This is a genomic window from Actinoallomurus oryzae (genome assembly GCF_039541955.1).
Lineage (GTDB): Bacteria > Actinomycetota > Actinomycetes > Streptosporangiales > Streptosporangiaceae > Actinoallomurus > Actinoallomurus oryzae.
Window position 1 is genome coordinate 118,373 of sequence record NZ_BAABHF010000010.1, and the last position, 17,539, is coordinate 135,911.

Below are 17,539 nucleotides of genomic sequence, written 5' to 3' on the forward strand. Positions count from 1 at the left end.
AACCATGCGCCGACGCGTGCTCAGTGTGGCGATAGCCACTGCAGCCGTCACCGCAGGGGCCGCCGTTCCCGCGGCCCAGGCCGATATCGCGCAGAGCGCGGTTGTGTCGCAGAACCCGGTCAACACGACGCCGAACGTCACCGACGGTACGGTGCGCGCCATCGCCGTCGTGGGCTCGAAGGTCGTCGTCGCGGGCAACTTCGACCACGTCAAGAACGCCGGGTCGAGCACGACCATCGCGCGGCACAACATCTTCGCCTTCGACGCCAAGACCGGAAAGGTCGACACGAAGTTCGTGCCGAAGGTCGACGGCACCGTCTACGCCCTGCAGCCGGGTACGTCGAGCACCGTGTACGTCGGCGGCTCGTTCACCAACACCAACGGTGTCGGTCTCGGCTCGCTGACCCGGCTGAGCGTCACCACCGGCAAGGCCGTCTCGGGCTTCAACGCGCGCGTCGGTCACGGGCTCGTCTTCACGATGGTCCGCCGCGGCAGCCACCTCTACATCGGTGGTGAGTTCACCAAGCTCGCCGGCAAGGCGCACTCGCCCCTCGCCCGGGTGGACGCCACGACCGGCAAGGACACCGGCCTCAACCTGTCCGTCACGACGCCGCGCTCGGGCGCGCTGAAGGTCTACCGGCTGGCGGTCGACCCGGCCGACAAGCACCTGGTCATCGACGGCACCTTCACCCAGGTCGCCGGCAAGCGCCGCTACCAGATCGCGATGATCAACACCTCGGGCACGCCGACGCTGTCCTCCTGGGCGACGGAGCGCTACGCCACGCCGTGCAGCTCCTCCTTCGACACCTACATGCGGGGCATCGACTTCGCCCCCGACGGCTCCTACTTCGTGGTCGTCACCACCGGCGCGCCGCACGGCACCACCCAGCTGTGCGACTCGGCGGCCCGCTGGGAGACCAACAAGACCGGCGCGGGCCAGAACCCGACCTGGGTGAACTGGACCGGCGGCGACACGCTCCTGTCCGTCTCGGTGACCGGCAAGGCGGTCTACGTCGGCGGCCACCAGCGCTGGATGGACAACCCGCAGGGTCACGACAGCGCCGGCCCCGGCGCCGTGTCCCGCCCGGGCATCGCGGCGCTGAACCCGACCGGCGGCAAGGCCCTGTCCTGGAACCCGACCCGCACCCGCGGCCACGGCGTCGAGACCCTCGTCGCCACCTCCAGCGGCCTGTACGTCGGCAGCGACACCGACGAGCTGGGCCACGAGTACCACGGCCGCATCGGGGAGTTCCCGCTGTCGTAACGTTTCTTCCGAAACACCGCCGACGCCGCCGGACCCTGTCATCGGGTCCGGCGGCGTCGGCGCGTTGCCGGGCGGTTTCAGGACTTCGGGGGTACGCCGGCGCGGTCCACGATCCCCGCGGCCAGTTGAATGGTCTCGCTGTACTCCTGCCGCGCCCGGGCGCCCGTGGGCGACACGAGCACCGGCGGAGCGGTCCGCCCAGCACCGGGCGGGGCCTCGTTCGGGTTCACCGTCCAGACCAGCCGTTCGCCCCGGTACTCATACGTGCGCGGGTCGAGGAGGATCTGCTCGCTCTGGAAGTCCCGGGGATAGGCCTCGGCCACCGAGAGGACGTGCCGTCCGGCCAGGTCGACCACGTCACGCCGGACGACGACGTGCGGAAGCCTCGCCAGCACCCGGTAGAACGCGGCCTGCAGCCTCGGCGGTAGCGCCACGTTGCGCAGCAGCTTGTCGGCGTTCGTGAAGACGCACCCGGTGTGGTCCGCGGTGGGCGGTTCGTGCGGGCAGAGCTTCTTCACCAGCTTGCCGGGATCGGTGGGCAGGGCGGCGAGCCGCTCGTAGTCCTCGATCGGTGTCGTCTCGTCCGCGTCGTGGTCGAGGTTCGCCAGGTGCAGCCGGTGGCGGTCGTCGTCGACCATGTTGTCGCCCCGGTACGCCTCGCGGGTGCCATCGAAGCGAGTCCAGACCTCCGTGACCATCGCCCTGCCGCCACCCGCGACCGGCACGCTGCCTGCCCCGATGCGGTCCATGCTGGAGTAGCTCATCCTCTTGACGTAGGCCCACTGCCGGGGGCTCGGGCGGACCGCCGCCCGCGTCTCGACGGTGTCCGCCGCGAGAGACAGCACCTGAGCGGCGTTGACGGGCGCGGCCGGTCCCGGCCGCGGCGGGGGACCCACCCCATCGTGCGTGACGGCCTGCCGGACGACGGCGGCCGCGACGACCGCGACGACCAGGCCGGCCGCGACGCCCGCCAGACCCCACGGCCGCCGGATGGCGGGCACCGCCCGGCGCCGGGGGCCCGGATCGGCGGCGGCGATCAGCGCGGCGCGAGCCTTCTCCCGCGCCGCGTCCGGATACGACGGCACGTCGGGGCGTGCCGTGCGCAGCAGTTCGAGTTCGTCCATGTCCTCGCCCCTCATGCCGGTGACTCCTCGGTGATCGTCAGCGGATCGGTGCCGCCGAGAGCCGTGCGCGCCTTCCGCCGGGCGCGGTGCAACCGTGAGCGCACGGTGCCGACCGGCACGCCCAGCGCCTCGGCCGCCTCCTCGTACGTCAGGTCCGCCCAGGCGATCAGCAACAGCAGGTCACGTTCGCCGGCGGACAGCCGGCCGAGCATCCCGGCCAGTCGCCCGCCGAGCCGCTGGGCGCTCACCCTCACGGCCGCCGGCTCCTCGAACGGCTCGGTCGCGGTCGTGGTGTCGAGGCGCCCGAACGCCCGCCGGCGCCGCGCCTCGGCCCGGCGGTGCTCGCCGATGGTCCTCGTCGCGATGCCGTACAGCCACGGCCGCGCGTCGTCGCGTTCGGCGGAGAACCGGTCGCGTTTGCGGAACGCCGTGAGGAACGTCTCCGCCGTCGCGTCCTCGGCGACGTCCGGCCCCAGCCGGCGTGCCAGATAGCGGAAGATCTCCACGGAGTGCCGGTCGAACAGCGCGGCGAAGCACTCGGGTTCGCCGAGTGACCGTTCGATGAGCGCGCGGTCGGAAAGTGGCTCGGTCACGGCATCACCCGGCGACGGGCTGGGCGGGGGGACGAGCGTCCGTCCATGGGGTTCCTCTCGGCGCGGGGTACGGTCACTCCTACTCGGCCGATCTCCCGCGGGCGGTTCCCGGATCCGGTGGATCGTTTTCGCGGCCGTCACCCGGATATGCGGCGGGGCCGGGCGGTGGAGGTGCTCCACCGCCCGGCCCCGCCGGTCGGACTAGCCGATCACTGGCCGGGCGCCAGGACGATCGTCCAGGTGACCGCCTTGCTGGCCGCGTCCGTCGTCGCGGTCAGGCCGCCGTACGTGCCCGTCGGCACCGTTCCGCCGCTGTCGGCGGTCAGCGACGTCACCCTGCCGCTGCCGGAGCCGATGGAGTCGCCGCGGCTCGTCACGCCGTTCGGCGCCGTCCACGCCGTCGTCGCCGACGACTTGTCCGACCAGTACGTCACCACCCAGCTTCCCGCCGCCGACACGGTCGCCGTCGGCGAGGTGTGCGACGTCGTGGTCGCCGAGTCGACGGCGTTGGCCGCGACCGCCACCGGCGCGGTCGTGTTCGTGCCCCGGTAGGCGAGGACGCGCAGGGTGGCCTTCGCGTAGTCGCTCAGGCCGACCGACACCGTCTGCCCGGCGTCGCTCGCCGTGGCGACCTTCTGCCAGATCGTCGAGACGGCCGTGCCGACGGTCTGGGTGCCGACCTGCTGCCAGCCGGACGGCGGCGTGACGGTCTTGGTCGCGTCGTTGTCGGTGAAGGCGAGCAGCAGCCCGTCTCCGGCCTGCACCGACGACGGGACCGTCACCGTCGCGTTCGTCGTGTTGGCGTTGTAGGCGTCCGTGCCGACGTAGTCGATGCTCGCGGCGTTCGTCTGCACCTGCTGCGACGCCGTGTCCGTGCCGCCGCGGTCATCGGTGACGGTCAGCTTGACCGTGTAGGTGCCCGCCGCGGCGTACGTGTGCTGCGGCGTCGCGCCCGTGCCGGTGGAGCCGTCGCCGAAGTCCCAGGAGTACGACGCGACGGAACCGTCCGGGTCGGAGGATCCCGAGCCGTCGAAGGAGCAGGCGAGGTGGTCGCAGTCGGAGGTGAACGTCGCGGCCGGCGGGCTGTTGGGCTTGCCCGCGTACAGGAAGACGCCCTGGCCGCGCCAGTCGCCGCCGTCCACGACCGTGGGAGTGCCGGAGGGCACCCCGCCGGTGAAGTCCAGGCTCCGCAGCTTCCCGTCCGCCGTGCTGACGTAGTAGAGCTTGCCTCCGGCGGTGAACATGCCGCCGACGGTGCTCCAGTCGACACCGGACAGGTTGCCGCTCGCGGTGATCTCCATGGCCGAGACGGCGTCGCTCTCGGGGTTGAAGCCGCGGTAGTACAGCGCCGACGTGCCCCGTGTGTAGTAGATCCGGCCGTTCGCGAAGAACATGCCCTTGATCGACTTCACCGCGGTGTGCCAGGCGGTGTCGGCGACGATCTGGTCGGACAGGTCGATGGTGTGGGCGGAGCCGAACGCCGAGCCGTCGTACGTGCGCCGGGTGACCGTACCGTCCGAGAAACCCGTGTAGAGGTTGTCGTTGATCATGAAGGCGCCGCGTACGGTGCGCCAGTCGATCCCGCCGGTGCCATCGCTCGTGACGGCGCCCGCGGTGGTGCCGTCGAAGGAGCGGTGCCGCAGGAAGTTCTGGCTTGGCGACCCGCCCGAGTAGATCTCGCCCGGCAGCGTGCCGGTGCTCAGCACCGGCAGTTTCTCGCCGCCCGCGGTCGGGAACAGCGCCAGCTTCTGGTGGGTCTCCCCGCCGGTCTCGTCGGTGTCGCTGGCCATCCACAGGCCCTGTGACGTCGCCAGCAGGTCGAACACGCCGACCCCGCGGGTACGGCCGGGGTTCCACTGGAACGGCATGCCGCTCGCCGGGTCCAGCGCGGTGATGCCCTCGCGCGCGATCGCGCCCGGGCCGGCCGAGTCGCTGCCGAACGGGTTGTTGGTCCAGCGGCCGTGACCGCCGTAGTACACCGCGGACTCGGTGACCTCCACCGCGTACGTCGTGTCGCCGCCCGTCCAGTTCGTCCAGGTGGGCAGGAGGCTCGTGCCGGTGGCCGCGGTCTCCCAGCGGGCCTGCGTGTCGCACATCGTGGACGTGCCGTGCGCCGCCCCGGTGGTGGAGACGACGAAGAATTTCCCGTCCGGAGAGACGTCGATGTCACGCATGTAGGTGTCGAACGACGACGAGCACGCCGCGGCGTACTTGCTCGTCTGCCAGTCGGCCAGCCGCGCCGTGGAGCCGGTCAGGTCGAGCATGACGATCTGCGGCCGCGGCTGGCCGCCGACGGAGGTGAAGTTGCCCACCGCGATCAGCTTGGAGCCGTCCGGGGTGACGTCCATCTTCATGACGTTCGTGGTGCCGCCGGCCTGCGTGCCGGCGAACGCCAGGCTCTGGTAGGTGTCGCGGCGGCCCGTGTCGGGGTTCAACGTGGCGAGCGCGAGTTGCGTGGCGCCGTCGACGAGGTCGAAGTTGCCGGCCACCCACAGCCGCCCGCCGGCCAGCCGCAGGTCCTTGACCCGGGCGTCGAGGTTCGGGGTGAAGCCGGTGTCGGCCTGGCCGGTGTTCACGTCGAGGCGGGCCAGCGACTTGTGCGCGACGCCGTCGATGGTGTTGAACAGGCCGCCCAGATAGATCGACCGGCCGTCGGCGGAGGGCAGGAGCACGCTCACCTCGCCGTCGACGGACGGCTTGAAGTCCGGGTCGATCTTTCCGGTGGTCGCGTTGAAGGCGAGCACCCGGCTGCGGTCGATCACCGTCGACGAGCCGGCCTCCTCCACCTGGGTGAAGTTGCCGCCGATGAAGATGCGGTCGCCGATCTGCACGACCGACTGGACGTCACCGTCGAGGAGGTTCGGGGTGAAGTCGGCCGGGTCGGCGCTGACGATTTCGGCGGGCTGGCCGTCCGCTCGTGCGGGCGGCCCACCTGTCGTGGTGACCAGGCCGGCGGCCAGTAGCAGGCCGGCCCCGCTTGCGATGAGACTGCGAAGGCGCACGTGGCTCTCTCCTGTTCCGCGCGCCCCTCACACGGCCGAGCGGGGGATGGCCGAGTTCGGGAGTTGTTCTCGTGCTCAAGCAGAGTAATGGGGAAAACACCGGTCAATCCCCGGCGCTAAGGTCACCGTCCCGTCTCGGATATCCGTTACGCACCCTTTCCCACGCTTCGTGGCCACGCTGGTTATAGTGCGCTGCCATGGACAGACGTAGGACCGCGAGCTCCGCCGGTCGCGCCTTTCTGGCCTTGCTCACGGCGGCGTCGCTCACGGCGTGCGCGGCCGGCGCCGACGACGAGGCTCCACCGCTGTCGGAGCGGAGCGGCAGCGCGTCCGCCAAGCCGAAGAAGTGCACCGTGTCGGCCGACCTCGTTCCCTCCTGCGGCGCCTGGTGGGGCGTCACCCCGGAGGTCGGCGCACGGCAGGACCCGACCCCCGTGGTGCACCAGTTCGAGCAGCAGATCGGCCGGTCCGTGGACATCTACCACGGCTACCACTCCGGCTCCCAGCTCTTCCCCACCGCGCAGGAGATCGCGCTGACCCGCGAGAAGGGCGCGCGGCGCATGCTCGTCCTGAACTGGAAGCCCGACGCGGGCAAGACGTGGCGGCAGGTGGCGAACGGCGCGGCCGACGCGCAGATCGCCCGTGAGGCGTCCTACCTCAAGGCCCACTTCAGGAAGAAGTTCTGGCTCGTCATCCACCACGAGCCGGAGGAAGAGGTCAAGACCCAGCCGAACTCCGGCTACACCGCGGCCGACTACCGCGCGATGTTCCAGCATGTCGTCAAGAAGTTCCGGGCCGACGGGACGCGCAACGCCCTCTTCACCGTCGTGTTCATGGGCTACACCGGCTACATGGCCAAGCCCTGGTTCAAGGACCTGTACCCGGGCGACTCCTACGTCGACTGGATCGGCTACGACCCGTTCGCCAAGACGAACATCGAGGACTTCTCCCACCTGGTGAACAAGGTCGCCGCGACGCAGGAGGAACTCGGCTTCCCGGGCTTTTACGACTACGCCGAGCGGTACCTGCCCGGCAAACCCCTGATGCTGTCGGAGTGGGCCGTGCTGGGCGACCCGGCGCGCAAGGCCGCGTTCTACCAGACCGTCGGACAGCAGTTCGCGAAGTATCCCCGGATCAAGGCCCTGGCCTACTACGACACCAGGCACGCGGTGAACATGCCGAACGGCGGTGACACCAGCATCGACGCCTCGACCTCGGCCCTGCGAGCCTTCAAGAAACTCGGCAAGCGACCGGAGTTCAACGTACGGCGCTGAGCACGGGCCGCCGCGGGTTAGTCTCTGACTTCCGCAGGCGACATGAGAACAGGGTTCCAGGGTGGGCACAACAAGGGTCGTTCCGGCACGGGTGACGGCGCGGCCGGCCGTGTTGCGGGCCCGGCCCGGCTGGCCACTGGCCGTGATCTTCCTCGGTTTCCCGGTCTGGTGGCTGCTCGGCCTCGGCATGCTGATCTTCCTGATCATGAGCGTGCCCATGGGCGTCTACCTCTACAAGAGGCGTTCTCGCCTGCTGGTCCCGCGCGGGTTCGGCGCCTGGCTGCTCTTCCTCGTCTGGGTGGTGATCGGCGTCGGTGTGCTGTGGGCCGACGCCCCCGGCGCGGTGCCGGGCGGGAGCATGGGCCGCCTGCTCGCCTTCGCCTGGCGCATCGCCTGGTACGTCGCCGCGACGATCGTCCTGCTGTACGTCGCCAACCTCAGCGACGACGAACTCCCCGCCGACCGGGTGGGGCGGCTGCTCGGCTACATGTTCATCGTCACGACCGCGGGCGGGCTGCTCGGCACGTTCGCGCCGCACCTGCAGCTCACCTCTCCGCTGGAGATGGTGCTGCACACCAAGAACACCTTCCTGCTCGACGCGATCCATCCGAAGACCGCCGAGGTCGACACCATCCTCGGGTACGAGCAGGCGCGGCCGATGGCGCCCTTCGCCTACGCCAACACCTGGGGCGCCGCGTACGCCTTCTTCCTGCCGTTCTTCGTCATCACCTGGGTCTGGCGGGCCGGCACGAAGCGCCGGATCGCCGGCATCGTCATCCTCCTCGCCTCCCTGTGGCCGGTGGTCTACTCCCTCGACCGCGGCCTGTGGATCTCGCTCGGCGTCATCGCCTGCTTCTCCGGGCTGAAGATGGTCGCCCGGGGCGGCCGGCGGGCGCTGCGGCTGGCGGTGGCCGGCCTCGTCGTCGGTGGTCTCGTGTTCGCGGTCTCTCCGCTGCCGGGCATGATCGAGGCGCGGATCCACAACCCGCACAGCAACAACCGCCGCACCCTCCTGGCCGAGCAGAGCGTCCGCAGCGCGCTGACCGGCTCGCCGATCGTCGGCTTCGGCACGACGCGCCAGGTCCAGGGCAACCTCAGCTCCCTCACCGGCGGCGACCGGCCGGGCTGCAAGGCCTGCGGCGCGCCCCCGCTCGGCACCCAGGGCCACCTCTGGCTGCTGCTGTTCGCCAACGGCGTCGTCGGCACGGTGGCGTTCGGTGCCTTCTTCCTCACCCGCTTCGCCCGGCACTGGCGCGAACGGTCGGCGTACGGCGTCGCCGGCTGCTGCGTGCTGCTGGCGTTCGGGCTGTTCCTGTTCATCTACGACCTGGTGGAGGTCCCGCTGTACACGGTGATGATCGCGGTCGCGCTGATGTGGCGTGCCCGGCGCGAGGCGGACGCGTGACGGCCTGGACGGACGCGGTCGCCGCGCTGTGGCCGGACGCCGAGGTCCGCTCCGGAGGCGGCACGCCGGCGCTCCGCGAGTTCGCCTTCCTGCCCAGTGCCGAACGGCCCCGGCTGCTCCTGCCCGCCGGGCTGCCCGCCGCCGCCGCGAGCGCGCTGCGGCGCTACAGCCACGACCTCGGCGCGCCGCAGCGGGTCGTCCGCGCCCTGACCGCCACAGGGGTGCGCGCCGGGCTCGCCGACCGCACTCTGCGGCACCGGCTGCACGTCACCGGAGCCGGAGAGTCGATCGAGGATCGGCTGAGCGAGTTGCTGTCGCGGCGCGTGGTGGTCAGCGTCGGGCTCGGCTCCGCCCGCGCCAACCGCAAGCCGATCCTGCACGCGATCACTCCGGACGGCGAGCCGGTGGCGTTCGTCAAGGTCGGCGACACCGCGACCGCGCGCGAGCTGGTCGCGGCCGAGGCCGCCGCCCTCGCCCGGCTCGCCGAGCGGTCGTTCTCCGGTCTGCGGGTCCCGCGGGTGCTGCACCACGGCGACTGGCGCGGCCTGCGGCTGCTGGTGTTGAGCCCGCTGCCCACCGGCGCGGTGTCGTTCCGGTCGCGGCGCCGGGCGCCGGTCGCGGCGATGCGCGAGCTGACCGGCGCGACCCGCCGCGTGCCCCTGGCCTCCACGGCCTTCTGGCGCCGTTTCGGCGACCTGCCGCTCGAAGACACGCGCCAGCGCGAACGGCTGGCCGAGGTGGTCGAACGCATCGGCGCGGCGTACGGCGCGGACGAGCTGGAGTTCGGCGCCTGGCACGGCGACTGGGCTCCGTGGAACATGGCCTGGCACCGCGGCCGGGTCCAGCTGTGGGACTGGGAGCGCTACGACCCGGACGTGCCGGCCGGGCTCGACTACGCGCACTACCGGCTCCAGACGGGCGGCGGGTACGACACCTGGCCGGACCCGGAGCTCCTCGCGCCGTATGGCATGCGCGGACGGGCCGCCGCGATCACCGTCGAGCTGTACCTTCTGGAGCTGGCCCGCCGCTACCTTGGTGACGCGCAGGGCGCGCTGGGTGAGCCGCTGCGGCCCCGAGCGGCCAAGCTCCTCGACCTGCTCCACTCCAACGCCGGGAGGACCGCTTGATCTCGCGACGCGACGCCCCGCAGTGGGTGAAGGAGAGCGGGCGCGCGGTCACCCGCACCGCGGGCCGGCTCAGCGCGGGCGCGCGCATGCTCCCCGACTTCCTCCTCGTCGGCACGCAGCGCGGCGGCACCACCTCGCTGTTCCGCGCGCTCGCCGCGCACCCGGGCGTCGCACAGCCCAACTTCCACAAGGGCGTGCACTTCTTCGACGTGCACTACGCCCGCGGACTGCCCTGGTATCGCGGGCACTTCCCGCTGCGCCGCGGCGACCGGCTCGCGTTCGAGTCGGCCGGCTACTACATGCACCACCCGCTGGCGCCCGAGCGGATCGCCGCGGACCTGCCCGGCGTGAAACTGCTCGTGCTGCTGCGCGACCCGGTCGAGCGTGCCTACTCCGCGCACAAGCACGAGCTGGCGCGCGGGTTCGAGACCGAGCCCTCGTTCGAGCGGGCGCTCGCGCTCGAAGAGGAGCGCCTGGCCGGCGAGGTGGAGCGGATCCGGTCCGAGCCGCACTACCTGAGCCATAGCCACCGGCACCATTCCTACCTCGACCGCGGCCGCTACGCCGACCAGCTCGAGGTGCTGTACCGCCTGTTCGGGCGCGACCGGGTCCACGTGACCTTCGCCGAGGACTTCTTCGCCGAGCCCGAACCCCACTACGACGCGGTGGTCGACTTTCTGGGCCTGCCGCGCTGGCGGCCGGACGCCTTCGAGCGCCACAACGCCCGTCCCGGCTCATCGCTGCCCGACGCGCTGCGCACTCGCCTCACCGAACACTTCGCGCCGCACGACGAAAGGCTGGCGGCCCTGCTGGGCGAGGTCCCGCCGTGGCGTCGCTGACCACGCCGTCGCCAAGCGCGTCGAAAAGGCCGCCGATCGGCGAGTACGACCCGGCGGCCATCGCCCCGCCCGACGAGACCCCGCCGGACGAGGTACGGCTGGGCCGCTACTGGGGCTTCCTGCGCCGGCAGTGGCCGGTGCTGCTCGCCACCGTCGCGCTCGGCGGGGTTCTCGGCATGGTGCGGTCCGCCACCGTGCAGCACACCTACACCTCGACGGTGGAGGTGCTGTGCCCGCCGATCGCGGTGGAGTCCGGCCTGCCGCCGCTGGCCGCCGGGCCGTTCGCGACCGTCGACCAGGCACCCACCCTGGAGACGATGGACACGGAGGCGCAGCTCGCGACCTCCGGAACAGTGCTGGAGCAGCTCAGACACGTCTCCGGCTTCAAGATCCCGACCGATCGGCTCGCCGAGCGCGTGACCGTCTCCGCCGCGCCGTACTCCCGCGTCCTCATCATCGGCGTCCGCGCGAACCGGCCCGGCAACGCGCGGCAGGGCGCCCGGGTGGTCGGCCGCACCTTCGTCAAGGTGCGGAACCGCGTCATCGGCCAGTACCAGACCCGCAACCGGCAGGAGGTCAACCGGCGCGTCGCCCTCCTGAAGGCCGAGCTGAAGGCGCTGCCCCAGGATCCGACCGCGCTGACCCGCATCACGGTCCGCACGCGCCGCCAGGCCATGCAGCGCCAGATCCTGGACGCGCAGAAACAACTGGCCTTCGACGACGTGTTCGCCCAGGTGGTCCGGGCGGCCGACAAGCCGTCCCGGCCCGATGACCCCGGCTCGGACGTCAACCGCACCTCGGGCATGGGCACCGGGCTGCTCGCCGGGCTCGCCATCGGGCTGGTCCGCGACCGGCGGCCCCGCCGGCTGCGGTACGCCCGCGACGTGCGACGGCGTATCCCGGTGCCGGTGCTGAGCGACACCGGCCGGGAGGACCTCGCCGACTCCGGGCGGCGGTTGCGCAATCTGGCCTTCGCCGAAGACGCCCGCACCGTGCTGGTCACCGGCATGCCCGGCGGCACCGCCGACGCCGTCGCGGTCAGCGTGGCCGCCGCGTTCGCGCACGGCGGCGCGCCCACCACCCTGCTGCGGGTCGCGGACGGGCAGCCGCCGATCTACCCCGGCCACGAGCCGCCGGCCGAACCCGACGACGGCCTGGGGTCGTTCCGCGTCGTGGCGCTGGCGATCAACGATGGTGACCGCGGCCTGGCCCAGGCGGTCGAGCGCGCCCACCACGGCAAGGGAGTGGTGGTGATCTCCGGGCCTCCGCTCGACACCGCCGAGGCGGTCACCCTGGCCGCGCTCTCGGACCTGACGCTCGTGACCGTCGCCCTGAAGCTGGTCACCGACCGGCCGCTCATCGCGGCCATCTCTCACCTGGTCAGCGCCGGCGCCCCACCGCGCGGCATCGTGATCACTCATCAGAAGGAGTCGTCGTCGTGAGCGAGCGAAGCGAACAACACGCGCGCCCGGCCACTTCACCGACGAAGGAGGACTTGTGACTGCCGAGCACCCGTCCGTTTCGGTGATCATCGCCACGCATGACCGGCCGCAGCTGCTCGCCAAGGCGATCGAGGCGGTACGCGTACAGGACTACCCGGGACCGGTCGAGTGCGTCGTCGTCTTCGACCAGGCCGAACCGGACACCGCGCTCGCGCGGGAGAATCCGCGGCGCCCGGTCGTGGTGGTCCGCAACGACCGCACTCAGGGGCTCGCCGGGGCACGCAACGCCGGTGCGGCGGCGTCCTCGGGAGAACTGCTGGCCTTCTGCGACGACGATGACGCGTGGCTGCCGGCCAAGCTGCGGCTCCAGGCGGAGCGGCTGGCCGCGACCGGCGCCGACGTCGTGGTGTCGGGCATCCACGTCAGCTACGGCGACAAGACCATCACGAGGGTGCCGCGCCCGGAGGACGTCACGTACGCCGAGCTGCTGCGCCGCCGCGTGATGGAGGCGCACCCGTCCACCGTGGTCGTCCGCCGCGCGGCGTTCCTCGGCAAGATCGGCCTCGTGGACGAGGACATCCCCGGCAGCTACGGCGAGGACTACGACTGGATGCTGCGGGCCGCGGCGGCCGGGCCCATCGCCGTCGTGGCCGAGCCGCTCGTCACCGTCCTGTGGGGCCGGACGTCGCACTTCAACCGCAAGTGGCGCACGATCAGCGACGCGCTGCAGTACCTGCTGCGCAAGCACCCGGCCTTCGCCGACGACCCGCGCGGCCTCGCCCGGGTGCAAGGCCAGATCGCCTTCGCGCACGCCGCGCTGGGCGAGCGGTCCGAGGCGCGTACGTGGGCGCTGCGCACGCTGCGGGGCTCCTGGCGGGAGCGCCGGGCCTACCTCGCGCTGGCGGTCTCGCTGCGCGTGCTCAGCGCCGACCGGGTGCTGCGGCTCGCGCACGCCACCGGCCGTGGCATCTGAGCTTCGGCGCTGAGCGTCAGCGCTGAGCGTCAGCGCCGCCCGGCGAGCAGGTCGGCGACGAGGCCGCCGAACCGCGCGACCGACTCGGCGACGTCACCGCCGTCGGCCACCACCGCGTAGTCGTCCGGCGCGGCGAGCGCGTGATCGACGAGCCCGCGGAAGGCGTCCTCGTCGGCCGCCGTGCTGATGAGACCCTTGGCCGCCATGCGCGCGCAGAAGCGCTGCTGGTGGTCGTCCACGTGCTCGCCCAGGGCCGGGTCGCGGGGGACGACGATCGGGCGGCGGCCGTGGCGGCGGCTCTCGGTGATGGTGGTCGGCCCGCCGTGGCAGACGACCACGGCCGCCTCGTCCAGCAGCGAGGTGAGCGCGGCGTGGTCGAGGTAGGCGACGCCCTCGGCGCGCCGGGGCGGAGCCGAGGTGCCGTGCTGCACGACGCACTGCACGCCCTCGGGCAGCCAGGCGTCCACCCAGCGGATGAGCCGGTCGAAGGGATGGTGGTCGGTGCCGACGGAGACGAAGACCAGCGAACTCACAAAAGGCTCCCGATGACCTGCGCACGGGGGTAGAAGCGGGTCTGTTCTTCCCATTGCACGCAGAACAGGTCGGTGATGGGACGGCAGAGCCTACCGGTGAGCGTCGGGGAGTCGAGCCGGTCGTACACCTCGATGTAGACCGTCGGCACGCGCATCACCTTGGCCACCAGGAAGAACGGGAACGCGACGGCCGCCCCGGTGGAGACGACGACGTGCGGCCTCTCGCGGCGCATGACGCGGACGGCGAGGGCGAAGTTGCGCACCAGGTTGCGGACGTTGCGGGTCGTCGGGTGGTACGCCCACACCGCGTTCTCGCCGTCCAGCTGTGACCGGGCGTCCTCGGTGCCGAACGTGACCCACGTGCGCTCGCGCTCGTGCCACCATGGGCGAAGAGCCAACAACTGGGCAAGGTGACCACCGCTGGAGGCCACGAGAAGGGCGTGCTCCCGGTGCGCCTGATCTCCCGACATGCCGATCAATGTAAATGGAACCTCAAGAGCTGACGACCGATTTGGGAACTGAGGATAGTGTCGTGGCGAGCGCATGACCCTGGGCAGGGGCGTACTTCGAGGGAGACCGGCGGATGGCGGCTGATCAGGATGCACAAGGCCGATTGACGGGGGTGGCGCGTCGCCACCTCCGGCTCATCTGTTCACTGGCGGCAGCCACCACCGTGGTCGGAGTGGCGGGCGGCCTGCTGCTGCCGGCCAGCGCCCAGGCGACCGCGACCGTCCTCGTCAGCCCGCTCGACGGAAACCCCTACTCCACCAACGGCCGGGGCGACGACCTGACGAACCTCCAGTCGGAGGCCGCGCTGGTCCAGGCGGACGCGGTCGAGAAGGTGGTGCGGCAGAAGTTCCGCGCCGGCGACCGCTCGAAGGTGGCGGTGACCGTCCCGCCGAACACCCAGGTCCTGCAGATCACCTACACCGCCTCCAGCGCCACCGCCGCGCGCGACGGCGCCCAGGCGTTCGCCAACGGCTACCTCACCTACCGCTCCCAGCGGGCGCAGAGCCTGCTGAACGACAAGTCCGCCAAGCTCCGCGAGCAGGAGAAGAAGGTCCAGCAGGAGCTCTCCGCGACCACCAAGCGGCTGTCCACCGCGCCCGCGTCCCAGAAGAACTACCTCCAGCAGCGGATCAACGCGTACAACAACCAGCTCGGCGTCATCGACGAGCAGAACAACGACATCGCCGCGACGCCGGTCAACCCGGGTTCGGTCATCACTCCGGCCCAGCCGCCGACCGGCTCCCTCACCACGCGCGCCGCGACGTTCGGCGGTGCCGGGCTCGCCGTCGGCCTGTTCGCCGGCCTGCTCATCGCGCTCGCCCTCGAGCGTTCCGACCGGCGGCTGCGCGACGTCCGTACGGTGCAGCGCCTCGGCGTGCCGGTGCTCAGCACGGTCTCCTCCGCGGGCGGACTGGTGCTCGTCACCGCGCCGAAGAGCCGGGCCGGCGAGGCGTACCGCCGCCTCCGCGCCGCCGTCGTCGCGTCCGTTCAGGACCGCCCGGTCACCCTGCTGGTCACCAGCGCGACCCCGGCGGCCTCGGCGACGCTGACCAGCTCCAACCTGGCCGTCGCGCTCGCGCACGCCGGGTCGGCGACCATCATGGTCGACGCGAGCTTCTCCGAGACCAGCCCGTCGGCCCTGTTCGGGCTCGGCCAGTCCAAGGGCCTGTCCGACGTGCTGATGCGCGGCACCGACCCGACGCAGCTCCTCGTGCACGCCGACTCCCAGCTGCGGCTCCTGCCCCGCGGGCCGGGCGCCGGCGCCGCCGCCGAACGCTTCAGCGGCCCGCGCATGCGCGAGACCGTACGCCTCCTGCGCGACAAGGCCGAGTACATCCTGATCAACGCGCCGAGCGTGCACGACGCGAACGCACAGGCGCTGTGCACGCTGGCCGATGCCGTCCTCATCGTCGTCACGCTCGGCCAGACCACGCGCGCCGACATCGAGCAGGCCTACACCGAGGCCGAGCGTGCGGGCGCCGTCGTGATCGGCACCGTGGTCGAAGACTCCCGCGCCCGCCGCTCCGTCACGGGAGACCGCCCGTCCCGGCCGCCGTCCTCGCACCGCGCCGACGGTCCGGGCACCGCGGTCACCAGGCGTGAGCCCGAATACCGTCCCGGCGCCCCCGGCGCCCCCGGCACCCCCGTCGGTCCGGGCGCCCCGGTCGGCCCCGGCACTCCGGTCGGCCCACGCGAGCCCGACCGCAGGCAGGGCGTGCCGACGGCCGGAAACACGAGCACCACCTCCACCTCACCGGACTGGTCGCGGTTCTCCGGCTCCGAGCCGCCCCAGGAGCCGGCCGACTCCTCCGACTCCACCGAGACCGCCGTACACAAGGCCATCGAGGCATGACGACCCGTTCTGGTACGCGGCCGCCCCGATGACCGCCGAACCCCATCTGTCCCGTCTCGCCCGGGGCGGCGCGCTCAACCTGGCCGGTGCGGTGTCCGCCGGCGTCATGGGCTTCGCGCTGGTCTTCGCGGTCGCGCACGCCTACCCGCAGAAGATCGCCGGTACGTTCTTCGCGGCCAACTCGCTGTTCATCATCTTGAACGCCGTCGCCGGGCTGGGCAGCGACGTCGGCCTGCTGCGCTGGGTGCCGCGGCAGATCGCGCTCGACGACCACGGGTCGGCGCGGCGCACGGTGCCCGTCGCGCTCGTGCCCGTCGTGGCCGTGGCCTGTGTGGCGGGTCTCGCGCTGACCCTGTCCGCTCCGGCGCTGGCCGACGCGCTCGGCGGCGGCCGGATCGTGCCGATGCTGCGCGTCCTGGCGGTCTTCCTGCCGATCGCCGCCGCGCACGACGCCGTGCTCGCCGCGACCCGCGCCCACGGCACGATGCGGCCCACCGTGGCGATCGAGAAGATCTTCCGTCAGGTGGCGCAGGTCGGCGGGGTGCTGGTCGCGTCCCTGTTCACCACCGACCCGGTCGGCCTCGCGCTCGCCTGGGCGCTTCCGTACCTGGTCGGGCTGGTCGTCGCCGTGGTCTGGTACCGGCGCATCGCGGCCCGCCTGCGGCGCGGTCCGGCCGACACCCGGGCGCTGGCGCGGCAGTTCTGGCGCTACACCGCTCCGCGGGCGGTCGCGCAGATCTGTCAGACGGCGCTGCAACGTGCCGACATCGTGCTCATCGCCGCGCTCGCGTCCCCGCGCGACGCCGCGATCTACACCGCGGCCACCCGGTTCATGGTGATCGGGCAGCTCGGCACCCAGGCCGTGCAGCAGGCCATGCAGCCCACGGTCAGCCGGCTGATCGCCCTGGAGGACCGGGAGGCCACGGCCCGGGTCTTCGCCGGCTGCACGACGTGGACGGTCGCGCTCACCTGGCCGGTCCATCTCTCGGTGGCGGCCGCGGCCCCGATCTACCTGTCGCTGTTCGGGTCGGGTTACTCCGGTGCCGGGCAGTCCTCGACGGTCATCCTCGCGCTGGCCATGCTGCTCGCCACGGCGACCGGCCCGGTCGACGTCCTGCTGCTGATGGCCGGGCGCAGCGGATTGAGCCTCGTCAACAGCGCCGCCGCCCTCGTCGTCGATCTGGCGCTGAACGCCCTGCTCATCCCCTGGCTCGGCATCACCGGTGCGGCGATCGCCTGGGCCGCCGCGCTGGCGGTCCGCAATCTCCTGATGCTGGCGCAGGTGTCCCGGCTCTTCGGGATGACTCCGGCCGGGGCCGGCCTCGGCCTGGCCGTCTCCTCCGCGCTGGTCTGCTTCGGCGTGCTCCCGATGTCGGTCCGGCTGGCGTTCGGCACGCCCGCCACGCTGGTGGGCCTGGTCCTGGGAGCCGGCTGCTACGCCGGGCTACTGTGGGCGCAGCGCGACCGTCTCGCGCTCACCGCGTTCGCCGCACTCATACCGGGACGCCGGCGTCATCAGGGGGTAGCCGACAATGCCTGATCCAAGCCGTTCGCGGCCACGCCGCCGGCACACCGCACCGCGCCCGCCCGCTCCCGTGCGG

At 72.1% G+C, this 17,539-nt stretch carries 14 protein-coding genes; 9 read left to right on the top strand and 5 right to left on the bottom strand.

All coding sequences use genetic code 11. From position 1 onward, the window contains the following. Window positions 1–4 precede the first annotated feature (4 nt). Complete coding sequence (locus tag ABEA10_RS05430) at window positions 5–1,264, top strand: hypothetical protein (protein WP_345458289.1); 1,260 nt, start codon at window positions 5–7, stop codon at window positions 1,262–1,264. Window positions 1,265–1,341: 77 nt separating this feature from the next. On the opposite strand, the gene ABEA10_RS05435 is transcribed toward ABEA10_RS05430, so the two are convergent. The 3 genes from ABEA10_RS05435 to ABEA10_RS05445 all read right to left on the bottom strand — a co-directional run bounded on the left by ABEA10_RS05435 (window position 1,342) and on the right by ABEA10_RS05445 (window position 5,983). Next, on the bottom strand, window positions 1,342–2,403 hold the full coding sequence (locus ABEA10_RS05435; protein WP_345458290.1) for a CU044_5270 family protein: 1,062 nt from the start codon (window positions 2,401–2,403) through the stop codon (window positions 1,342–1,344). Next, the gene (locus ABEA10_RS05440; RefSeq protein WP_345458291.1) at window positions 2,400–2,981 is read right to left on the bottom strand and encodes an RNA polymerase sigma factor; all 582 of its coding nucleotides are present in this window, start codon (window positions 2,979–2,981) and stop codon (window positions 2,400–2,402) included. Before ABEA10_RS05440 ends, ABEA10_RS05435 begins: the two co-directional genes overlap by 4 nt. A 209-nt stretch (window positions 2,982–3,190) precedes the next feature. Further along, the gene (locus ABEA10_RS05445; protein WP_345458292.1) at window positions 3,191–5,983 is read right to left on the bottom strand and encodes a PKD domain-containing protein; all 2,793 of its coding nucleotides are present in this window, start codon (window positions 5,981–5,983) and stop codon (window positions 3,191–3,193) included. Window positions 5,984–6,180: 197 nt separating this feature from the next. On the opposite strand from ABEA10_RS05445, the gene ABEA10_RS05450 reads away from it, so the two are divergent. The 6 genes from ABEA10_RS05450 to ABEA10_RS05475 all read left to right on the top strand — a co-directional run bounded on the left by ABEA10_RS05450 (window position 6,181) and on the right by ABEA10_RS05475 (window position 13,043). Continuing rightward, on the top strand, window positions 6,181–7,257 hold the full coding sequence (locus ABEA10_RS05450; protein ID WP_345458293.1) for a glycoside hydrolase family 26 protein: 1,077 nt from the start codon (window positions 6,181–6,183) through the stop codon (window positions 7,255–7,257). A gap of 61 nt (window positions 7,258–7,318) precedes the next feature. Beyond that, window positions 7,319–8,662, top strand: a complete 1,344-nt coding sequence (locus tag ABEA10_RS05455) for a hypothetical protein (RefSeq protein WP_345458294.1) — start codon at window positions 7,319–7,321, stop codon at window positions 8,660–8,662. Beyond that, window positions 8,659–9,789 (top strand): hypothetical protein, encoded by a 1,131-nt coding sequence (locus tag ABEA10_RS05460; protein ID WP_345458295.1) that lies wholly within the window; start codon window positions 8,659–8,661, stop codon window positions 9,787–9,789. The genes ABEA10_RS05455 and ABEA10_RS05460 overlap by 4 nt, the downstream gene beginning before the upstream one ends. Further along, complete coding sequence (locus tag ABEA10_RS05465; protein ID WP_345458296.1) at window positions 9,786–10,628, top strand: sulfotransferase domain-containing protein; 843 nt, start codon at window positions 9,786–9,788, stop codon at window positions 10,626–10,628. The genes ABEA10_RS05460 and ABEA10_RS05465 overlap by 4 nt, the downstream gene beginning before the upstream one ends. Beyond that, window positions 10,616–12,070 carry a hypothetical protein gene (locus tag ABEA10_RS05470; RefSeq protein ID WP_345458297.1) on the top strand — a complete coding sequence of 485 codons (1,455 nt, stop codon included), beginning with the start codon at window positions 10,616–10,618 and terminating at the stop codon, window positions 12,068–12,070. Before ABEA10_RS05465 ends, ABEA10_RS05470 begins: the two co-directional genes overlap by 13 nt. A 55-nt stretch (window positions 12,071–12,125) precedes the next feature. After that, entirely contained in the window at window positions 12,126–13,043 is a 918-nt protein-coding gene (locus ABEA10_RS05475) for a glycosyltransferase family 2 protein (RefSeq protein ID WP_345458298.1), read from the top strand. 29 nt (window positions 13,044–13,072) lie between these two features. Here the strand turns inward: ABEA10_RS05475 and ABEA10_RS05480 are convergent, their stop codons facing one another. Together ABEA10_RS05480 and pssD are read right to left on the bottom strand one after the other, a co-directional pair. Beyond that, a complete protein-coding gene (locus tag ABEA10_RS05480) occupies window positions 13,073–13,576 on the bottom strand; it encodes a glycosyltransferase (RefSeq protein WP_345458299.1) in 504 nt (167 codons plus the stop codon). Then, entirely contained in the window at window positions 13,573–14,046 is a 474-nt protein-coding gene (pssD, locus tag ABEA10_RS05485; RefSeq protein ID WP_345458300.1) for a PssD/Cps14F family polysaccharide biosynthesis glycosyltransferase, read from the bottom strand. The genes ABEA10_RS05480 and pssD overlap by 4 nt, the downstream gene beginning before the upstream one ends. 152 nt (window positions 14,047–14,198) lie before the next feature. On the opposite strand from pssD, the gene ABEA10_RS05490 reads away from it, so the two are divergent. Together ABEA10_RS05490 and ABEA10_RS05495 are read left to right on the top strand one after the other, a co-directional pair. Then, window positions 14,199–15,938: a tyrosine-protein kinase domain-containing protein gene (locus ABEA10_RS05490; RefSeq protein ID WP_345458301.1), complete on the top strand. Its 1,740-nt coding sequence runs from the start codon at window positions 14,199–14,201 to the stop codon at window positions 15,936–15,938. A 28-nt stretch (window positions 15,939–15,966) separates the two neighbouring features. Then, window positions 15,967–17,478, top strand: coding sequence for an oligosaccharide flippase family protein (locus ABEA10_RS05495; RefSeq protein WP_345458302.1), 1,512 nt, complete (start codon window positions 15,967–15,969; stop codon window positions 17,476–17,478). Window positions 17,479–17,539: the final 61 nt, after the last annotated feature.

Bases quoted from the DNA above. Each gene is read 5' to 3' on its own strand.
- ABEA10_RS05430 (WP_345458289.1), top strand. From the start codon at position 5: ATGCGCCGACGCGTGCTCAGTGTGGCGATAGCCACTGCAGCCGTCACC.
- ABEA10_RS05435 (WP_345458290.1), bottom strand. From the start codon at position 2,403: ATGAGGGGCGAGGACATGGACGAACTCGAACTGCTGCGCACGGCACGC.
- ABEA10_RS05450 (WP_345458293.1), top strand. From the start codon at position 6,181: ATGGACAGACGTAGGACCGCGAGCTCCGCCGGTCGCGCCTTTCTGGCC.
- pssD (WP_345458300.1), bottom strand. From the start codon at position 14,046: ATGTCGGGAGATCAGGCGCACCGGGAGCACGCCCTTCTCGTGGCCTCC.
- ABEA10_RS05495 (WP_345458302.1), top strand. From the start codon at position 15,967: ATGACCGCCGAACCCCATCTGTCCCGTCTCGCCCGGGGCGGCGCGCTC.